This is a genomic window from Paraburkholderia sp. RAU2J (genome assembly GCF_003634845.1).
GTDB lineage: Bacteria > Pseudomonadota > Gammaproteobacteria > Burkholderiales > Burkholderiaceae > Paraburkholderia > Paraburkholderia fynbosensis.
Window position 1 is genome coordinate 1,043,132 of the sequence record NZ_RBXG01000001.1, and the last position, 14,364, is coordinate 1,057,495.

Consider the following 14,364-nt stretch of genomic DNA (forward strand, 5'->3'; position numbering starts at 1 on the left):
GGCGCCACACGATTCAGGTGTCGATATCCTATCACCTAGCCTTATGGCGCCGCTGATCGTCTCGCAGACGCGCAGCATTTGGCCATAGTGGACGGGCACCTCGATGGCAAATGAGGCGCCAAAAACAAAAAAGCCAGGCTACGCGCCTGGCTTTTCTCGAAGCAAAAAAGCTTACTCAGCTTCCTGCACTTCAACTTCTTCAACTTCCGGACGATCAAGCAGTTCGACCAGTGCCATCGGTGCGTTGTCGCCGACGCGGAAGCCGAACTTCAGGACGCGCAGGTAGCCGCCCGGACGGGTAGCGTAACGCGGGCCGAGAACTTCGAACAGCTTCGTGACCGAGTCACGATCGCGCAGGCGGTTGAACGCCAGACGACGATTTGCCAGCGAGGGCTTCTTGCCGAGCGTGATCAGCGGCTCGACAACTTTACGGAGTTCTTTCGCCTTCGGCAGCGTGGTCTTGATGACTTCGTGCTCGATCAGCGAGTTGGACATATTACGGAGCATTGCCAGACGGTGGCTGCTCGTGCGGTTCAGTTTCCGCAGACCATGACGGTGACGCATGTTAATTCCTTCGATTCAAAGTTTTGGTCCAGCTCTTCTATCGCGCTCAATCTACCCGAAAGTAGCGAGTGCACGGGCCGGTAGTGAAAAAAGACAAGACGCGGATTTTAAGGGAAAATCCGCGTCTTTGCCAGTGCAGCGGGCGGGTTTCTGTCCCCGGATTGCTACTCGACTTACTTGTCCAGCCCTGCGGGCGGCCAGTTTTCGAGCTTCATGCCGAGCGTCAAACCACGCGACGCCAATACTTCCTTGATTTCGTTCAGCGACTTGCGGCCCAGATTCGGCGTCTTGAGCAGCTCGTTTTCCGTGCGCTGGATCAGGTCGCCGATGTAGTAGATGTTCTCGGCCTTCAGGCAGTTCGCGGAACGAACCGTCAGTTCGAGATCATCGACCGGACGCAGCAGGATCGGATCGATCTGCGGCGCACGCGACGGCGCTTCAGCCGTTGCTTCCGTGCCTTCCAGTGCAGCGAACACCGACAGCTGATCGACCAGAATGCGAGCCGATTGACGGATAGCTTCTTCCGGCGAGATCACACCGTTGGTTTCGATGTTCATCACGAGCTTGTCGAGATCGGTACGCTGTTCGACGCGAGCGCTTTCCACGGCGTAGCTCACACGGCGAACCGGCGAGAATGACGCGTCCAGCACGATACGGCCGATGATCTTGGCCGATTCTTCGCCATAACGACGCACATTGCCCGGCACATAGCCGCGGCCCTTTTCGACCTTGATCTGCACGTCGAGCTTGCCGCCCTTCGACAGATGCGCAATCACGTGATCCGGGTTGATCACTTCGCAATCGTGCGCGAGTTCGATGTCGCCAGCGGTGACAACGCCTTCGCCGTCCTTGCGCAGCGTAACCGTGACTTCATCACGGTTATGCAGCTTGAACACGACGCCCTTCAGGTTCAACAAGAGGTTGACCACATCCTCTTGCACACCGTCGAGCGTCGAATACTCATGTACGACGCCTGCGATCGTCACTTCGGTCGGCGCGTAGCCCACCATCGACGACAGCAGCACGCGCCGGAGCGCGTTACCCAAGGTGTGGCCGTAACCGCGTTCAAACGGTTCCATGACCACTTTCGCGTGGCTCTCGCCAAGCGATTCAACTGCGATGATCTTGGGCTTCAACAAACTGGTTTGCATAGGTTTTCCTTTTCAATACCCTCGGCTCGTTACACCGATAAGGCTGACCGGTAACAACCTGAAAATAAACAGCCGAGACGCCCCCTTGCGCAACGCAATCGGGGTGCCCCGGCCGTTAATCCGATTACCGCGAATACAATTCGACGATCAGGCTTTCGTTGATATCGCCAGCGATGTCGCTGCGTTCCGGCTTCGACTTGAACGTGCCTTCGAACTTCTTCGAATCGACTGCGACCCAGCTCGGCAGACCGCCTTGCTCAGCCAGCGACAGCGCTTCGAGAATACGGGCTTGCTTCTTCTTCTGTTCGCGCACTGCGACAACGTCGCCTGCCTTCACCTGCATCGACGGGATGTTCGACACGACGCCGTTCACCATGATCGCTTTGTGGCTCACGAGCTGACGTGCTTCAGCGCGCGTCGAGCCGAAGCCCATGCGATACACGACGTTGTCCAGACGCGATTCGAGCAACTGGAGCAGGTTTTCACCCGTGTTGCCCTTCAGGCGGTCGGCTTCAGCGAAGTAGCGGCGGAATTGACGCTCGAGAACACCGTAGATACGCTTAACTTTTTGCTTTTCGCGCAGCTGCGTGCCGTAGTCGGACGTACGTGCACCCGAGGTGCGGCCATGTTGGCCAGGCTTGCTGTCAAGCTTGCACTTGTCAGCGAGCGAACGACGGGCGCTCTTCAGGAAGAGGTCAGTGCCTTCACGGCGGGACAGCTTGGCCTTAGGGCCGATATAACGTGCCACGTTGATTCCTTCTATGATTAATCACGCGAATGCATCCATTCGCGCTAGTCCGAACCCTTTGGGTCGAACGGTGGGCTTAGTCAATTCAATAACGCAAGCAGCCTGCCGCCGCGCGGGGCGGCAACAGGCGCAAGCAAAACCCGCGTCTTAGATGCGACGACGCTTCGGCGGACGGCAGCCGTTGTGCGGCACCGGAGTCACGTCGGAGATCGCGGTGATCTTGATGCCAAGACCATGCAACGCGCGCACCGCCGACTCACGGCCAGGACCGGGGCCCTTGATCCGCACTTCGAGGTTCTTGACGCCGTATTCCATCGCCACGCGGCCTGCCGATTCGGCTGCCACCTGAGCTGCAAACGGGGTCGACTTACGCGAACCCTTAAAGCCCTGACCACCCGACGTTGCCCAAGCAAGTGCATTGCCTTGACGATCGGTGATCGTGATGATGGTGTTGTTGAACGACGCGTGAACGTGAACCACGCCCTCGGCGACGTTCTTCTTGACCTTCTTGCGAACGCGTTGCGCCGCGGAGTTGTTCGAAGCCTTAGCCATTACGTTTTCCTGTAACTGTCAGTTCCGCTTACTTCTTCAGCGATTGCGCTGCACGACGCGGACCCTTGCGCGTACGGGCATTCGTACGCGTACGTTGGCCGCGCAGGGGCAAGCCCTTACGATGCCGCACGCCACGGTAGCAGCCGAGATCCATCAGGCGCTTGATGTTCATCGTCGTTTCACGGCGCAGATCGCCTTCAACGATGAACTTGCCGACTTCTTCACGCAGCTTTTCGAGGTCTGCGTCGTTCAGGTCTTTGACCTTCTTCGAAAATGCCACACCAGCAGCGACGCAAATGTCGCGCGAGCGCGTGCGGCCGATACCGTAAATAGCCGTCAGGCCGATTTCAGTATGCTGGTGATTCGGGATGTTAACCCCTGCGATACGAGCCATTGTTTTTCCTCAAACAAAAAGCGCAAGCAAAAGCGCGGCGTTCAGCCTTGACGCTGTTTGTGGCGCGGATCAGAGCTGCAAATCACGCGCACAACGCCTTTGCGCTTGATGATCTTGCAATTGCGGCAAATGCGCTTAACCGATGCCATCACTTTCATGATATTACCCTTTTTTCAAATCACTTCGCCCGGAACACGATCCGCGCACGCGACAGATCGTAAGGCGTCAATTCAACCGTCACCTTGTCGCCCGGCAAGATTCGGATGTAGTGCATCCGCATCTTGCCGGATATGTGTCCCAATACGACATGGCCGTTTTCCAGCTTCACCCTGAAGGTAGCGTTAGGCAGGTTTTCGATGACTTCACCCTGCATCTGGATAACATCGTCTTTGGCCATAAGTCCTTTCAACGCATCGGGACGCCGCCGCCTTTGAAATTAGCTTTCTTCAGCAGCGATTCATACTGTTGCGACATAACGTACGACTGCACCTGCGCCATGAAATCCATTGTGACGACGACAATGATCAGCAGCGACGTTCCACCAAAATAAAACGGCACGTTCCAGCGCAGCACCAGAAATTCGGGCAGCAGACAAACAAACACGATGTAGATCGCACCAGCCAGCGTCAAACGCGTGAGGATACGGTCGATATATCGCGCCGTTTGATCGCCCGGGCGGATGCCTGGGACGAAAGCGCCACTCTTTTTCAGGTTGTCGGCCGTTTCCCTGCTGTTGAACACCAGTGCGGTGTAGAAGAAGCAGAAGAAGACGATCGCCAACGCGTACAGCAACACGTACACGGGTTGACCGGGCTTGAGGGCCTCGGCCACATTGTGCAACGTGTCTGCGAACCAGCTGGTACGCGACCCCGAACTAAACCAGTTCAGGATAGTTGCCGGGAAGAGAATGATCGACGATGCGAAGATCGGCGGAATCACACCCGACATGTTCAGCTTCAGCGGCAGATGCGAAGACTGTCCGCCGTAAATCTTGTTACCGACTTGCCGTTTGGCGTAGTTCACAAGAATCTTGCGCTGGCCGCGTTCGATGAACACCACCAGATACGTCACTGCGGCAATCAGCGCGACCACGATAATCGCCGAGATGATGCTCATCGAGCCGGTTCGCACCAATTCGAAAAGACCACCGATTGCGTTCGGGAAACCCGCCGCAATACCGCCGAAAATGATGATCGAGATACCGTTGCCAAGCCCACGTTCCGTGATCTGCTCACCCAGCCACATCAGGAACATCGTGCCGGTCACCAGCGTCACGACCGTCGTCAACCGAAACACCATCCCCGGATCGATTACCAGGCCCGGCTGATTTTCCAGTGCGACGGCAATGCCAAACGCCTGGAACGTCGCCAGCAGGACCGTAAAGATACGCGTGTACTGCGTAATCTTCCGTTGACCCGCCTGCCCTTCCTTTTTCAGCGCTTCGAGTTGCGGCGAGACAATCGCCAGCAACTGCATGATGATCGAGGCCGAAATGTACGGCATGATCCCCAGCGCAAAAATCGTGAACCGCGAAAGTGCGCCACCCGAAAACATGTTGAACATGCCAAGGATGCCGCCCGACTGGCTTTGGAACAACTTTGCCAGTTGGTCCGGGTCAATACCCGGCACCGGAATATGCGCGCCGATACGGTAGACGATCAACGCCAGCAGCAGGAACACTGCACGCCGACGCAGATCGCCAAACTTCGCCGCGCTGCGACCGGGTTTTGCGAGACTCGGGCTGTTAGCCAAGTACCTTCTCCGATGCAAATGCTAGTGACGGCAAATAACTTGCGCGTTACTCGGCAAAAGAGCCGCCGGCTGCTTCAATAGCAGCGCGCGCACCCTTCGTCGCACCCAGACCCTTCACAACGACCTTGCGCTTGAGCTCGCCCGTCGCAATGATCTTGGCGCTCCTGATCAGCTCGCCAACGAGGCCAGCTTGCTTCAGAGCCAGCAGATCGATTTCGTCGACCGGCAGCTTTTCCAGATCCGAGAGACGCACTTCACCGACGAATTCCTTCGTCAGCGAGGTGAAGCCACGCTTCGGCAGGCGACGTTGCAGCGGCATTTGACCGCCTTCGAAGCCAACCTTGTGAAAGCCGCCCGAACGCGACTTCTGACCCTTGTGACCACGGCCAGCGGTCTTGCCGAGGCCGGAGCCGATACCGCGACCAACGCGACGCTTTGCGTGCTTCGCGCCTTCAGCCGGCTTCAGGTTATTCAATTCCATTATCAACTCCTTGAGTCCTGGTCAGCCGCTTAGCTGATGACCTTAACGAGGTACGAAACCTTGTTGATCATGCCGCGCACAGCCGGCGTATCCTGCAACTCGCTAACCGAGTTGAGTCGGCGCAGGCCCAAGCCACGCACCGTTGCACGATGCGTTTCACGGGTGCCGATCAGGCTCTTGACGAGCTGGACCTTGACAGTTTTATCAGACATGGTGTCCACCTTAGCCCAGAATATCTTCGACGGACTTGCCGCGCTTCGCCGCGATGTCACCCGGCGTCGACTGCTTGCGCAGGCCGTCGAGGGTTGCACGAACGAGGTTGTACGGGTTCGTCGAACCGTGGCTCTTGGCCACAACGTTCTGCACGCCCATCACGTCGAACACTGCGCGCATCGGACCGCCAGCGATCACGCCGGTACCGTCCTTCGCCGGAGCGAGGAGGACCATCGATGCGCCGTGCTTACCGTGCACTTCGTGTTGCAGGGTACCGTTCTTCAGCGGCACCTTGAACATGTTGCGGCGAGCCTGTTCCATCGCCTTCTGAACAGCGACCGGCACTTCCTTCGCCTTGCCCTTGCCCATACCGACGCGGCCATCACCATCGCCGACCACTGTCAGTGCGGCGAAACCGAGAATCCGGCCACCCTTCACGACCTTGGTCACGCGGTTGACCGAAATCATTTTTTCACGAAGGCCGTCGTCGCGTTCGTCAGCCTGAACTTTCGCTTGCATCTTTGCCATGACGAATTCTTCCCTTAGAACTTGAGTCCGGCTTCGCGCGCCGCATCAGCCAGCGCTTTCACGCGGCCGTGGTAACGGAAACCCGAACGGTCGAAGGCGACGGATTCGATGCCGGCAGCCTTAGCCTTTTCTGCGATGCGCTTACCGATCAGGGTCGCCGCAGCGACGTTGCCGCCCTTGCCCGTCTGATCAGCCAATTGCGCACGCACTTCGGCTTCGAGCGTCGACGCGCTGGCGAGCACCTTGGTGCCGCACGGCGAGAACACTTGCGCATAGATGTGCGTGTTCGTGCGATGCACGGCGAGACGCGCGACCTGCAGCTCAGCGATCTTGATACGCGTCTGACGAGCGCGGCGCAGGCGAGATTGAGTCTTATCCATGATTGCGCACCCTTACTTCTTCTTCGTTTCTTTGAGGATCACAACCTCATTGGCATAACGCACACCCTTGCCCTTGTAGGGCTCCGGCGGGCGATAGCCGCGCACTTCTGCAGCGACCTGGCCAACTTGCTGTTTGCTGATCCCCTTGATCACGATTTCGGTTTGCGACGGGGTTTCAGCCTTGACGCCTTCCGGCATCTGGTGCACCACAGGGTGCGAGAAACCCAGCGACAGGTTCAACTTGTCGCCTTGCGCCTGTGCGCGGTAACCGACGCCAACCAGCGTCAGCTTGCGCTCGAAACCCTTCGTCACGCCGTGCACCATGTTCGCAACCAGTGCGCGCATCGTGCCCGACATCGCATTCGCTTCGCGGCTCTCGCCCACCGGCTCGATCTTCAACGTGCCGTTGTCGTTCACCACTTTCACGAGGCTGTTGGCAGCCTGCGAAATCGTACCCAGCGGGCCCTTGACGGTAATGCGTTCGTCGCTAAGGGCCACTTCTGCGCCTTGCAGCGCGATCGGGCTTTTACCTACTCGAGACATGTTTCTCTCCTTTCGGCCTTAAGCGACGTAGCAGATGACTTCGCCGCCAACGCCCGTTGCACGCGCCTTGCGGTCCGTCATCACGCCCTTCGGCGTCGACACGATTGCCACGCCGAGGCCATTCATGACCACGGGGATGTCGTTACGGCCGCGGTACACACGCAGACCAGGCTTCGAAACGCGTTCAATGCGCTCGATCACCGGGCGGCCAGCGTAGTACTTCAACACGATGTTCAATTCAGACTTCGCACCTTCGGACTTCACTGCGAAATCATCGATATAGCCTTCGTCCTTCAGGACCTGCGCAATCGCAACCTTGACTTTCGACGAGGGCATAGTCACCGAGACTTTCTCAACCATCTGCGCATTGCGGATGCGAGTCAGCATATCGGCGATAGGATCACTCATGCTCATTTACGTTTCTCCTATTACCAGCTCGCCTTGGTCAGGCCAGGGATCTCGCCGCGGAACGCGATTTCGCGAATCTTGTTACGCGCCAGCCCGAATTTACGGAACGTACCGCGCGGACGACCGGTAAGTGCGCAACGATTGCGCTTACGGGTCGGGTTAGAGTTGCGCGGCAGTTGTTGCAGTTCCAGACGTGCTGCGTAATGCTCTTCGTCCGACTTGCTCATATCGCTAATGATCGCCTTCAACTCTGCACGCTTGGGAGCGTACTTAGCAGCGAGGCGAGCACGCTTCTTTTCACGTTCGATCAGTGCCAGTTTAGCCACGGTAACCTCAGTTTCTGAACGGGAACTTGAAGCTGGCGAGCAGAGCCTTTGCTTCGTCGTCGGTCTTCGCAGTCGTCGTGATGCTGATGTTCAGCCCACGCAGTGCGTCGATCTTGTCGTAGTCGATTTCGGGGAAAATGATCTGCTCTTTCACACCGATGTTGTAGTTGCCGCGACCATCGAACGCACGACCCGACACGCCACGGAAGTCACGCACACGGGGGAGCGCAACCGTCACGAAACGGTCCAGAAATTCGTACATTGCCTGACCACGCAACGTGACCATTGCACCGATCGGATAGCCCTGACGGATCTTGAAGCCAGCGATTGCCTTGCGCGCCTTCGTGATCACCGGCTTCTGGCCTGCGATCTTCGTCAGGTCGCCAACGGCGTTTTCGATGATCTTCTTGTCAGCAACCGCTTCGCCAAGGCCCATGTTCAGGGTGATCTTGGTGATGCGCGGCACTTCCATCACGGACTTGTAACCGAACTTCTCGATGAGGCCGGGTACAACCTTTTCTTTGTAAAACTCTTGCAAACGAGCCATTTTTTTACTCCGCAGCGTCAGGCGCTCAGCTCGGCACCGGTCGTCTTAAGGAAACGGACCTTCTTGTCTCCTTCGACCTTGATGCCTACACGCGACGCCTTGCCATTCGCGTCGACCAATGCGACGTTCGAAATTTGCAGCGGCATCGTCTTGGCTTCCACACCGCCCGTCGTACCCTTCATCGGGTTCGGCTTGACATGCTTCTTGACGAGGTTGATACCCTCGACAATAACTTTGCCTTCGCCAACGGACAGCACGACGCCGCGCTTGCCTTTATCTTTGCCGGTGATGACGATAACTTCGTCACCCTTGCGAATCTTGTTCATCGCGACTCCTTACAGCACTTCAGGTGCCAGCGAAACGATCTTCATGAATCGTTCGCTGCGCAACTCGCGCGTGACAGGCCCGAAAATACGGGTGCCAATAGGTTCGAGCTTGGCATTCAACAACACAGCGGCGTTGCCATCGAACTTGATCAGCGAGCCGTCCTGACGGCGCACGCCCTTGGCGGTGCGAACCACCACGGCGTTATAAATTTCGCCTTTCTTCACGCGCCCGCGCGGCGTTGCTTCTTTGACGGTCACCTTAATGATGTCGCCAATGCTGGCATAACGACGCTTCGAGCCGCCGAGCACCTTGATGCACATGACTTCACGCGCACCCGTGTTGTCGGCCACTTCAAGCCGAGTTTCGGTCTGGATCATGGTTTATCTTTCCCAACTTAATCCGGTCACACCACCATGGCGTACCCGGTCAGTCTTGGTCCCGTCAGCCAATCGGCTGCTTGGGTATGAACAGCAGCGACGGCAAACGAAACCCGCCATCGCAATCCGGTGAATCCTTCGGAACAGGCTGGCGCCCGACCCGCTTCCCCCACCAACTTCGCCCGCGACGGGGCTCCCATAAAAGAGGGAAGACCGAGATTATAACAAATAATCCCGGTCTTGCAAGCGAAACTTACTGCGATTTCAATTACTTCTACAACTTTGCGGCGTCAGATGACGCGAGCAGCCTCGACCAGGCGAGCCACGACCCAAGCTTTCGTCTTCGAAATCGGACGCGTTTCCTGGATTTCAACGAGGTCACCCTCGTTGTACGTGTTCGCATCGTCGTGCGCGTGGTATTTCTTCGAACGCACAACGTACTTGCCGTAGATCGGGTGCTTCACGCGGTGCTCGACCAGCACGGTGACCGTCTTGTCCATCTTGTTGCTGACGACCTTGCCGACCAGCGTCCGCTTGAGCGAGGTTTTTACGCTATCGTTCATTTCTGGTTCGCCTTCTCAGTCAGGACGGTCCGCACACGTGCGATGTCGCGACGGACCTTCTTCAGCTGGCTCGTATTCGTGAGCTGCTGGGTCGCGAGTTGCATGCGCAGGCCGAATTGCGCCTTCAACAGGTCCGACAGCTCCTTGTTGAGCGCGGCCTGATCTTTCTGGTGAAGTTCGGAAGCCTTCATCATTTGCTCCTTAGGCGCCGAGCTGACGCACGATAAACGTCGTCTTCAGCGGCAGCTTAGCTGCAGCCAGACGGAACGCTTCGCGTGCCAGCTCTTCGGTTACGCCGTCCATTTCGTACAGCATCTTGCCCGGTTGAATCTCTGCGACATAGTACTCAGGGTTACCCTTACCGTTACCCATACGTACTTCAGCCGGCTTGTGCGAGATCGGCTTGTCCGGGAAGATGCGGATCCAGATCCGGCCGCCACGCTTGATGTGACGCGTCATTGCACGACGTGCCGCCTCAATCTGGCGCGCGGTCAAGCGACCACGACCGACAGCCTTCAGGCCGAATTCACCGAACGACACCGCGTTGCCGCGGGTAGCAATACCGGTGTTACGACCTTTCTGCTCTTTGCGATACTTTCTGCGTTTCGGTTGCAGCATCGTTATTCTCCAGTCTTCCCGTCGCCGCCGGCACCGCCAGCACGACGAGGAGCGCCACGGCGTGCACCTGCCGGGCCACCACCTTCACCATCGCGACGCGGACGGCGATCGCCACCCGGACGTGCGTTGCGGCGCGGACGCTTTTCTTCGGCGACTTCCTCAACCACCGGAGCGTCGTTGCGGCCGAGCGTGTCGCCCTTGTAGACCCACACCTTCACGCCGATGATGCCGTACGTCGTCTTCGCTTCAGACGTCGCGTAGTCGATATCAGCACGCAGCGTATGAAGCGGTACGCGACCTTCGCGATACCATTCCGTACGAGCGATTTCGATACCGTTCAGACGGCCAGCGCTCATGATCTTGATGCCTTGAGCACCCAGACGCATTGCGTTTTGCATCGCACGCTTCATCGCGCGGCGGAACATAATCCGGCGCTCGAGCTGTTGCGTGATTGAATCGGCGATCAGTTGCGCATCGGTTTCCGGCTTGCGGATTTCTTCGATGTTGACGTGAACCGGAACGCCCATGCGCTTTTGCAGCTCGGACTTCAGCAGTTCAATGTCTTCACCCTTCTTGCCGATCACGACACCCGGACGCGAGCTGAAAATCGTGATACGTGCGTTCTTTGCAGGACGCTCGATCACAACGCGGCCGACGGACGCGTTCTTCAACTTCTTCTTCAGGTATTCACGAACACCGATGTCTTCCTGCAACATCGCCGCGAAATTGTTGTTGTTCGCGTACCAACGCGACGCCCAATTGCGGCTGACGGCCAAACGGAAGCCAGTCGGATGAATTTTCTGTCCCATCGTATGACCCCTTAATTCCCGACCGTCACAGTGATGTGACAGGATTGCTTCTCGATGCGGTTACCACGGCCTTTAGCGCGCGCGGTGAAACGCTTGAGCGATGCAGCCTTGTCGATGTAGATGCTCGTGATCTTGAGCTCATCGATATCGGCGCCTTCGTTATGCTCCGCATTCGCGATCGCCGACAGCACGACCTTTTTCACGATTCCCGCAGCCTTCTTCGGCGAGAACGTCAGAACGTTCAGCGCCTTGTCGACCGGCAAACCGCGGATCTGGTCAGCCACAAGGCGCGTTTTCTGCGCCGAGATGCGGGCACCGCGATGAATTGCTTTCACTTCCATCATGAGCCCCTTATTTCTTAGCCTTCTTGTCGGCTGCATGACCCTTGAACGTACGGGTCAATGCAAACTCGCCAAGCTTGTGGCCGACCATGTTTTCCGAGATGTACACCGGAACGTGTTGACGGCCGTTGTGAACGGCGATCGTCAGACCGATGAAATCCGGGAGGATCGTCGAGCGACGCGACCAGGTTTTGATCGGCTTCTTATCCCGCGAAGCTGCTGCCGCCTCAACTTTCTTCAGCAAATGGGCGTCGCAGAACGGACCTTTTTTTACAGAACGTGCCATTGCCTACTCCTTAACGCTTGTGACGGCGCTGGACGATCATGCTCGTCGTGCGCTTGTTGCTGCGGGTGCGATAACCCTTAGCCGGCGTGCCCCACGGGCTCACCGGATCGCGACCTGCAGCCGTCTTGCCTTCACCACCGCCGTGCGGGTGATCGACCGGGTTCATTGCAACGCCACGCACCGTCGGGCGGATACCGCGCCAGCGGTTTGCGCCAGCCTTACCGATTTGACGGAGGCTATGCTCTTCGTTGCCAACTTCACCAATCGTCGCGCGGCACTCAACGTGGACGCGGCGGATTTCACCCGAGCGCAGGCGGACCTGTGCGTAGATGCCTTCACGAGCCAACAGCATCGCCGACGTACCAGCCGAACGCGCCATTTGCGCGCCCTTGCCCGGCAGCATTTCGATGCAGTGGATCGTCGTACCGACCGGAATGTTGCGGATCGGCAGCGTGTTGCCTGCGCGGATCGGCGCTTCCGAACCCGACATCAGTTGCTGACCGACGGTGACACCCTTCGGAGCAATGATGTAGCGGCGTTCGCCGTCTGCGTACAGAACCAGCGCGATGTTCGCGCTACGGTTCGGGTCATACTCGAGACGTTCCACCTTCGCTGCGATACCGTCCTTGTTGCGACGGAAATCGACGACACGATAGTGATGCTTGTGACCACCACCCTTATGACGCGTGGTGATGTGACCGTTGTTGTTACGGCCGGCGGTCGAGGATTGCGAGTCGAGCAGCGGTGCGTACGGCTTGCCCTTATGCAGATCCTTGTTGACCACCTTGACCATCGCACGGCGACCCGGCGAAGTCGGCTTAACTTTAACGATTGCCATGATTACTTGGCCTCCGCTTCAAAGTTGATTTCCTGGCCGGGCTTCAGGCAGACGTACGCCTTCTTCACGTCCTTGCGCTTGCCCATGAAGCGGCCAAAGCGCTTGGCTTTGCCCTTCGAGACCAGCACGTTGACGGAATTGACTTCCACCTTAAACAGCAGCTCGACTGCAGCTTTCACTTCCTGCTTCGTGGCATCGGGCGCGACTTCGAACACAACTTGCTCGTTCTTGTCGGCCACCAGCGTCGCCTTTTCGGAGATCACCGGCGCGAGCAGGACCTGCATCAAACGATGATCGTTCTTGCGAATCTCGCTCATGACAGCAACTCCTCGATCTGGGCGACCGCAGCCTTCGTGATCAGGATCTTCTTGAAGTAGATCAGCGACAGCGGGTCGGCGTAACGCGGCTCGACAACTGCCACATGGGCGAGGTTGCGCGACGCGAGGTACAGGTTTTCGTCAACCGTGTCGGTAATCACCAGCACGGAGTCGAGACCCATCGCCTTAAATTTTTCGGCCAGCAGCTTCGTCTTCGGCGCTTCGAGCGTCAGCTCGTCGACCACCGAGATGCGGCCTTCGCGGGCCAGCTGCGAGAAGATCGAGCAGAGACCTGCGCGATGCATCTTCTTGTTGACCTTGTGCGAAAAGTTTTCTTCCGGCGAATTCGGGAAGATCCGGCCACCGCCGCGCCACAACGGGCTCGACGACATACCGGCACGGGCGCGGCCCGTACCCTTCTGGCGCCACGGCTTCTTGGTCGTGTGCTTGACTTGCTCACGGTCCTTCTGCGCGCGGTTGCCGCTACGGGCATTCGCTTGATACGCCACCACTACCTGGTGAATCAGGGCTTCGTTGTAATCGCGGCCGAACACGACGTCCGACGCGCTAACGCCTGCACCTTCCTGACCATTGGCATTCAGGAGCTTAAGTTCCATTATTTCGCTCCTTTCACGGCACGCGTCTTCACGGCCGGCGTAACGAATACCTTGCCACCCTTCGCACCCGGAACGGCGCCCTTGACCAGCAACAGCTTGCGGTCAGCGTCGATACGAGCGATTTCGAGGTTTTGCACCGTTACCGTGTCGTCACCCATGTGACCGGTCATGCGCTTACCCGGGAAAACACGGCCCGGATCCTGCGCCATACCGATCGAACCCGGCACGTTGTGCGAGCGCGAGTTACCGTGCGATGCACGGCCGGATGCGAAGTTGTAACGCTTGATGGTACCGGCGTAGCCCTTACCGATCGACACGCCTTGCACGTCGACCTTCTGGCCTACTTCGAACAGGTCGGGACCGACCACGGTGCCGTTCGACAACTCGGCAGCCTTGGCGGCATCAATCTGGAATTCTTTGAGGATTTCACCGGCTTGAACACCGGCTTTGGCGAGATGACCGGCCAACGGCTTCGTCACGCGCGATGCACGGCGCGTACCGAATGCAACCTGCACGGCCGTGTAGCCGTCGGTTTCAACAGTCTTGATCTGCGTCACGCGGTTGTCGGACACGTCCAGCACGGTAACGGGAATCGAATCCCCTTCTGCCGTGAAGATACGGGTCATGCCAACCTTGCGACCTACGAGTCCAAGGCTCATCGTTTTCTCCATTCCCGACTGCGAT

The 14,364-nt window shown here is 57.9% G+C and carries 28 protein-coding genes; all 28 read right to left on the bottom strand.

What is annotated here, in order from left to right; all coding sequences use genetic code 11:
* Window positions 1–171: 171 nt before the first annotated feature.
* A complete protein-coding gene (gene rplQ, locus B0G69_RS04840; RefSeq protein WP_006052227.1) occupies window positions 172–564 on the bottom strand; it encodes a 50S ribosomal protein L17 in 393 nt (130 codons plus the stop codon).
* Window positions 565–737: 173 nt separating this feature from the next.
* On the bottom strand, window positions 738–1,715 hold the full coding sequence (gene rpoA, locus B0G69_RS04845; RefSeq protein WP_042329254.1) for a DNA-directed RNA polymerase subunit alpha: 978 nt from the start codon (window positions 1,713–1,715) through the stop codon (window positions 738–740).
* A 124-nt stretch (window positions 1,716–1,839) separates the two neighbouring features.
* On the bottom strand, window positions 1,840–2,463 hold the full coding sequence (gene rpsD, locus B0G69_RS04850) for a 30S ribosomal protein S4 (RefSeq protein WP_121315894.1): 624 nt from the start codon (window positions 2,461–2,463) through the stop codon (window positions 1,840–1,842).
* 147 nt (window positions 2,464–2,610) lie between these two features.
* On the bottom strand, window positions 2,611–3,015 hold the full coding sequence (rpsK, locus tag B0G69_RS04855; protein WP_006052224.1) for a 30S ribosomal protein S11: 405 nt from the start codon (window positions 3,013–3,015) through the stop codon (window positions 2,611–2,613).
* A gap of 28 nt (window positions 3,016–3,043) precedes the next feature.
* Window positions 3,044–3,409 carry a 30S ribosomal protein S13 gene (gene rpsM, locus B0G69_RS04860; RefSeq protein WP_006052223.1) on the bottom strand — a complete coding sequence of 122 codons (366 nt, stop codon included), beginning with the start codon at window positions 3,407–3,409 and terminating at the stop codon, window positions 3,044–3,046.
* A gap of 41 nt (window positions 3,410–3,450) precedes the next feature.
* Window positions 3,451–3,567: a 50S ribosomal protein L36 gene (rpmJ, locus tag B0G69_RS04865; RefSeq protein ID WP_004199844.1), complete on the bottom strand. Its 117-nt coding sequence runs from the start codon at window positions 3,565–3,567 to the stop codon at window positions 3,451–3,453.
* Between the two features lie 20 nt (window positions 3,568–3,587).
* A complete protein-coding gene (gene infA / locus B0G69_RS04870) occupies window positions 3,588–3,806 on the bottom strand; it encodes a translation initiation factor IF-1 (protein WP_004521905.1) in 219 nt (72 codons plus the stop codon).
* 8 nt (window positions 3,807–3,814) lie between these two features.
* Window positions 3,815–5,161: a preprotein translocase subunit SecY gene (gene secY, locus B0G69_RS04875; protein WP_042329256.1), complete on the bottom strand. Its 1,347-nt coding sequence runs from the start codon at window positions 5,159–5,161 to the stop codon at window positions 3,815–3,817.
* A gap of 46 nt (window positions 5,162–5,207) precedes the next feature.
* Window positions 5,208–5,642 carry a 50S ribosomal protein L15 gene (gene rplO / locus B0G69_RS04880; protein WP_075303261.1) on the bottom strand — a complete coding sequence of 145 codons (435 nt, stop codon included), beginning with the start codon at window positions 5,640–5,642 and terminating at the stop codon, window positions 5,208–5,210.
* Window positions 5,643–5,671: 29 nt separating this feature from the next.
* Entirely contained in the window at window positions 5,672–5,854 is a 183-nt protein-coding gene (gene rpmD, locus B0G69_RS04885; RefSeq protein ID WP_007180126.1) for a 50S ribosomal protein L30, read from the bottom strand.
* A gap of 10 nt (window positions 5,855–5,864) precedes the next feature.
* Window positions 5,865–6,383, bottom strand: coding sequence for a 30S ribosomal protein S5 (gene rpsE, locus B0G69_RS04890; protein WP_006052219.1), 519 nt, complete (start codon window positions 6,381–6,383; stop codon window positions 5,865–5,867).
* A 14-nt stretch (window positions 6,384–6,397) separates the two neighbouring features.
* Window positions 6,398–6,763 (bottom strand): 50S ribosomal protein L18, encoded by a 366-nt coding sequence (rplR, locus tag B0G69_RS04895; protein WP_006052218.1) that lies wholly within the window; start codon window positions 6,761–6,763, stop codon window positions 6,398–6,400.
* Window positions 6,764–6,775: 12 nt separating this feature from the next.
* A complete protein-coding gene (gene rplF / locus B0G69_RS04900; RefSeq protein WP_121315895.1) occupies window positions 6,776–7,306 on the bottom strand; it encodes a 50S ribosomal protein L6 in 531 nt (176 codons plus the stop codon).
* Between the two features lie 18 nt (window positions 7,307–7,324).
* Window positions 7,325–7,720, bottom strand: a complete 396-nt coding sequence (rpsH, locus tag B0G69_RS04905; RefSeq protein WP_006052216.1) for a 30S ribosomal protein S8 — start codon at window positions 7,718–7,720, stop codon at window positions 7,325–7,327.
* A gap of 14 nt (window positions 7,721–7,734) precedes the next feature.
* Window positions 7,735–8,040, bottom strand: a complete 306-nt coding sequence (gene rpsN, locus B0G69_RS04910; RefSeq protein WP_121315896.1) for a 30S ribosomal protein S14 — start codon at window positions 8,038–8,040, stop codon at window positions 7,735–7,737.
* A gap of 7 nt (window positions 8,041–8,047) precedes the next feature.
* Window positions 8,048–8,587 carry a 50S ribosomal protein L5 gene (gene rplE, locus B0G69_RS04915; RefSeq protein ID WP_006052214.1) on the bottom strand — a complete coding sequence of 180 codons (540 nt, stop codon included), beginning with the start codon at window positions 8,585–8,587 and terminating at the stop codon, window positions 8,048–8,050.
* Window positions 8,588–8,604: 17 nt separating this feature from the next.
* Complete coding sequence (gene rplX, locus B0G69_RS04920) at window positions 8,605–8,913, bottom strand: 50S ribosomal protein L24 (protein ID WP_006052213.1); 309 nt, start codon at window positions 8,911–8,913, stop codon at window positions 8,605–8,607.
* 9 nt (window positions 8,914–8,922) lie between these two features.
* The gene (gene rplN / locus B0G69_RS04925) at window positions 8,923–9,291 is read right to left on the bottom strand and encodes a 50S ribosomal protein L14 (protein WP_006052212.1); all 369 of its coding nucleotides are present in this window, start codon (window positions 9,289–9,291) and stop codon (window positions 8,923–8,925) included.
* A gap of 290 nt (window positions 9,292–9,581) precedes the next feature.
* Window positions 9,582–9,854, bottom strand: coding sequence for a 30S ribosomal protein S17 (gene rpsQ, locus B0G69_RS04930; protein WP_007180129.1), 273 nt, complete (start codon window positions 9,852–9,854; stop codon window positions 9,582–9,584).
* Window positions 9,851–10,045, bottom strand: coding sequence for a 50S ribosomal protein L29 (gene rpmC / locus B0G69_RS04935; RefSeq protein ID WP_007180130.1), 195 nt, complete (start codon window positions 10,043–10,045; stop codon window positions 9,851–9,853). Before rpmC ends, rpsQ begins: the two co-directional genes overlap by 4 nt.
* 10 nt (window positions 10,046–10,055) lie before the next feature.
* On the bottom strand, window positions 10,056–10,472 hold the full coding sequence (gene rplP / locus B0G69_RS04940) for a 50S ribosomal protein L16 (protein WP_042329259.1): 417 nt from the start codon (window positions 10,470–10,472) through the stop codon (window positions 10,056–10,058).
* Between the two features lie 2 nt (window positions 10,473–10,474).
* On the bottom strand, window positions 10,475–11,281 hold the full coding sequence (rpsC, locus tag B0G69_RS04945; protein WP_012434570.1) for a 30S ribosomal protein S3: 807 nt from the start codon (window positions 11,279–11,281) through the stop codon (window positions 10,475–10,477).
* 11 nt (window positions 11,282–11,292) lie between these two features.
* Window positions 11,293–11,625, bottom strand: coding sequence for a 50S ribosomal protein L22 (rplV, locus tag B0G69_RS04950; protein ID WP_007180133.1), 333 nt, complete (start codon window positions 11,623–11,625; stop codon window positions 11,293–11,295).
* Between the two features lie 7 nt (window positions 11,626–11,632).
* Window positions 11,633–11,908 (bottom strand): 30S ribosomal protein S19, encoded by a 276-nt coding sequence (rpsS, locus tag B0G69_RS04955; protein ID WP_004199273.1) that lies wholly within the window; start codon window positions 11,906–11,908, stop codon window positions 11,633–11,635.
* 10 nt (window positions 11,909–11,918) lie between these two features.
* The gene (gene rplB, locus B0G69_RS04960) at window positions 11,919–12,746 is read right to left on the bottom strand and encodes a 50S ribosomal protein L2 (RefSeq protein WP_121315897.1); all 828 of its coding nucleotides are present in this window, start codon (window positions 12,744–12,746) and stop codon (window positions 11,919–11,921) included.
* 2 nt (window positions 12,747–12,748) lie between these two features.
* A complete protein-coding gene (gene rplW / locus B0G69_RS04965; protein ID WP_007180135.1) occupies window positions 12,749–13,063 on the bottom strand; it encodes a 50S ribosomal protein L23 in 315 nt (104 codons plus the stop codon).
* Window positions 13,060–13,680 (bottom strand): 50S ribosomal protein L4, encoded by a 621-nt coding sequence (gene rplD / locus B0G69_RS04970; protein ID WP_007180136.1) that lies wholly within the window; start codon window positions 13,678–13,680, stop codon window positions 13,060–13,062. The genes rplW and rplD overlap by 4 nt, the downstream gene beginning before the upstream one ends.
* A complete protein-coding gene (gene rplC / locus B0G69_RS04975; protein ID WP_007180137.1) occupies window positions 13,680–14,339 on the bottom strand; it encodes a 50S ribosomal protein L3 in 660 nt (219 codons plus the stop codon). The genes rplD and rplC overlap by 1 nt, the downstream gene beginning before the upstream one ends.
* Window positions 14,340–14,364: the final 25 nt, after the last annotated feature.

Excerpts from the sequence above, each read along its gene's own strand:
- rplQ (WP_006052227.1), bottom strand. The coding sequence starts at position 564 with ATGCGTCACCGTCATGGTCTGCGGAAACTGAACCGCACGAGCAGCCAC.
- rpoA (WP_042329254.1), bottom strand. The coding sequence starts at position 1,715 with ATGCAAACCAGTTTGTTGAAGCCCAAGATCATCGCAGTTGAATCGCTT.
- rpsK (WP_006052224.1), bottom strand. The coding sequence starts at position 3,015 with ATGGCTAAGGCTTCGAACAACTCCGCGGCGCAACGCGTTCGCAAGAAG.
- rpsM (WP_006052223.1), bottom strand. The coding sequence starts at position 3,409 with ATGGCTCGTATCGCAGGGGTTAACATCCCGAATCACCAGCATACTGAA.
- rpmJ (WP_004199844.1), bottom strand. The coding sequence starts at position 3,567 with ATGAAAGTGATGGCATCGGTTAAGCGCATTTGCCGCAATTGCAAGATC.
- infA (WP_004521905.1), bottom strand. The coding sequence starts at position 3,806 with ATGGCCAAAGACGATGTTATCCAGATGCAGGGTGAAGTCATCGAAAAC.
- rplO (WP_075303261.1), bottom strand. The coding sequence starts at position 5,642 with ATGGAATTGAATAACCTGAAGCCGGCTGAAGGCGCGAAGCACGCAAAG.
- rpmD (WP_007180126.1), bottom strand. The coding sequence starts at position 5,854 with ATGTCTGATAAAACTGTCAAGGTCCAGCTCGTCAAGAGCCTGATCGGC.
- rpsE (WP_006052219.1), bottom strand. The coding sequence starts at position 6,383 with ATGGCAAAGATGCAAGCGAAAGTTCAGGCTGACGAACGCGACGACGGC.
- rplR (WP_006052218.1), bottom strand. The coding sequence starts at position 6,763 with ATGGATAAGACTCAATCTCGCCTGCGCCGCGCTCGTCAGACGCGTATC.
- rplF (WP_121315895.1), bottom strand. The coding sequence starts at position 7,306 with ATGTCTCGAGTAGGTAAAAGCCCGATCGCGCTGCAAGGCGCAGAAGTG.
- rpsH (WP_006052216.1), bottom strand. The coding sequence starts at position 7,720 with ATGAGCATGAGTGATCCTATCGCCGATATGCTGACTCGCATCCGCAAT.
- rplE (WP_006052214.1), bottom strand. The coding sequence starts at position 8,587 with ATGGCTCGTTTGCAAGAGTTTTACAAAGAAAAGGTTGTACCCGGCCTC.
- rplX (WP_006052213.1), bottom strand. The coding sequence starts at position 8,913 with ATGAACAAGATTCGCAAGGGTGACGAAGTTATCGTCATCACCGGCAAA.
- rplN (WP_006052212.1), bottom strand. The coding sequence starts at position 9,291 with ATGATCCAGACCGAAACTCGGCTTGAAGTGGCCGACAACACGGGTGCG.
- rpsQ (WP_007180129.1), bottom strand. The coding sequence starts at position 9,854 with ATGAACGATAGCGTAAAAACCTCGCTCAAGCGGACGCTGGTCGGCAAG.
- rpmC (WP_007180130.1), bottom strand. The coding sequence starts at position 10,045 with ATGAAGGCTTCCGAACTTCACCAGAAAGATCAGGCCGCGCTCAACAAG.
- rplP (WP_042329259.1), bottom strand. The coding sequence starts at position 10,472 with ATGCTGCAACCGAAACGCAGAAAGTATCGCAAAGAGCAGAAAGGTCGT.
- rpsC (WP_012434570.1), bottom strand. The coding sequence starts at position 11,281 with ATGGGACAGAAAATTCATCCGACTGGCTTCCGTTTGGCCGTCAGCCGC.
- rplV (WP_007180133.1), bottom strand. The coding sequence starts at position 11,625 with ATGATGGAAGTGAAAGCAATTCATCGCGGTGCCCGCATCTCGGCGCAG.
- rpsS (WP_004199273.1), bottom strand. The coding sequence starts at position 11,908 with ATGGCACGTTCTGTAAAAAAAGGTCCGTTCTGCGACGCCCATTTGCTG.
- rplB (WP_121315897.1), bottom strand. The coding sequence starts at position 12,746 with ATGGCAATCGTTAAAGTTAAGCCGACTTCGCCGGGTCGCCGTGCGATG.
- rplW (WP_007180135.1), bottom strand. The coding sequence starts at position 13,063 with ATGAGCGAGATTCGCAAGAACGATCATCGTTTGATGCAGGTCCTGCTC.
- rplD (WP_007180136.1), bottom strand. The coding sequence starts at position 13,680 with ATGGAACTTAAGCTCCTGAATGCCAATGGTCAGGAAGGTGCAGGCGTT.
- rplC (WP_007180137.1), bottom strand. The coding sequence starts at position 14,339 with ATGAGCCTTGGACTCGTAGGTCGCAAGGTTGGCATGACCCGTATCTTC.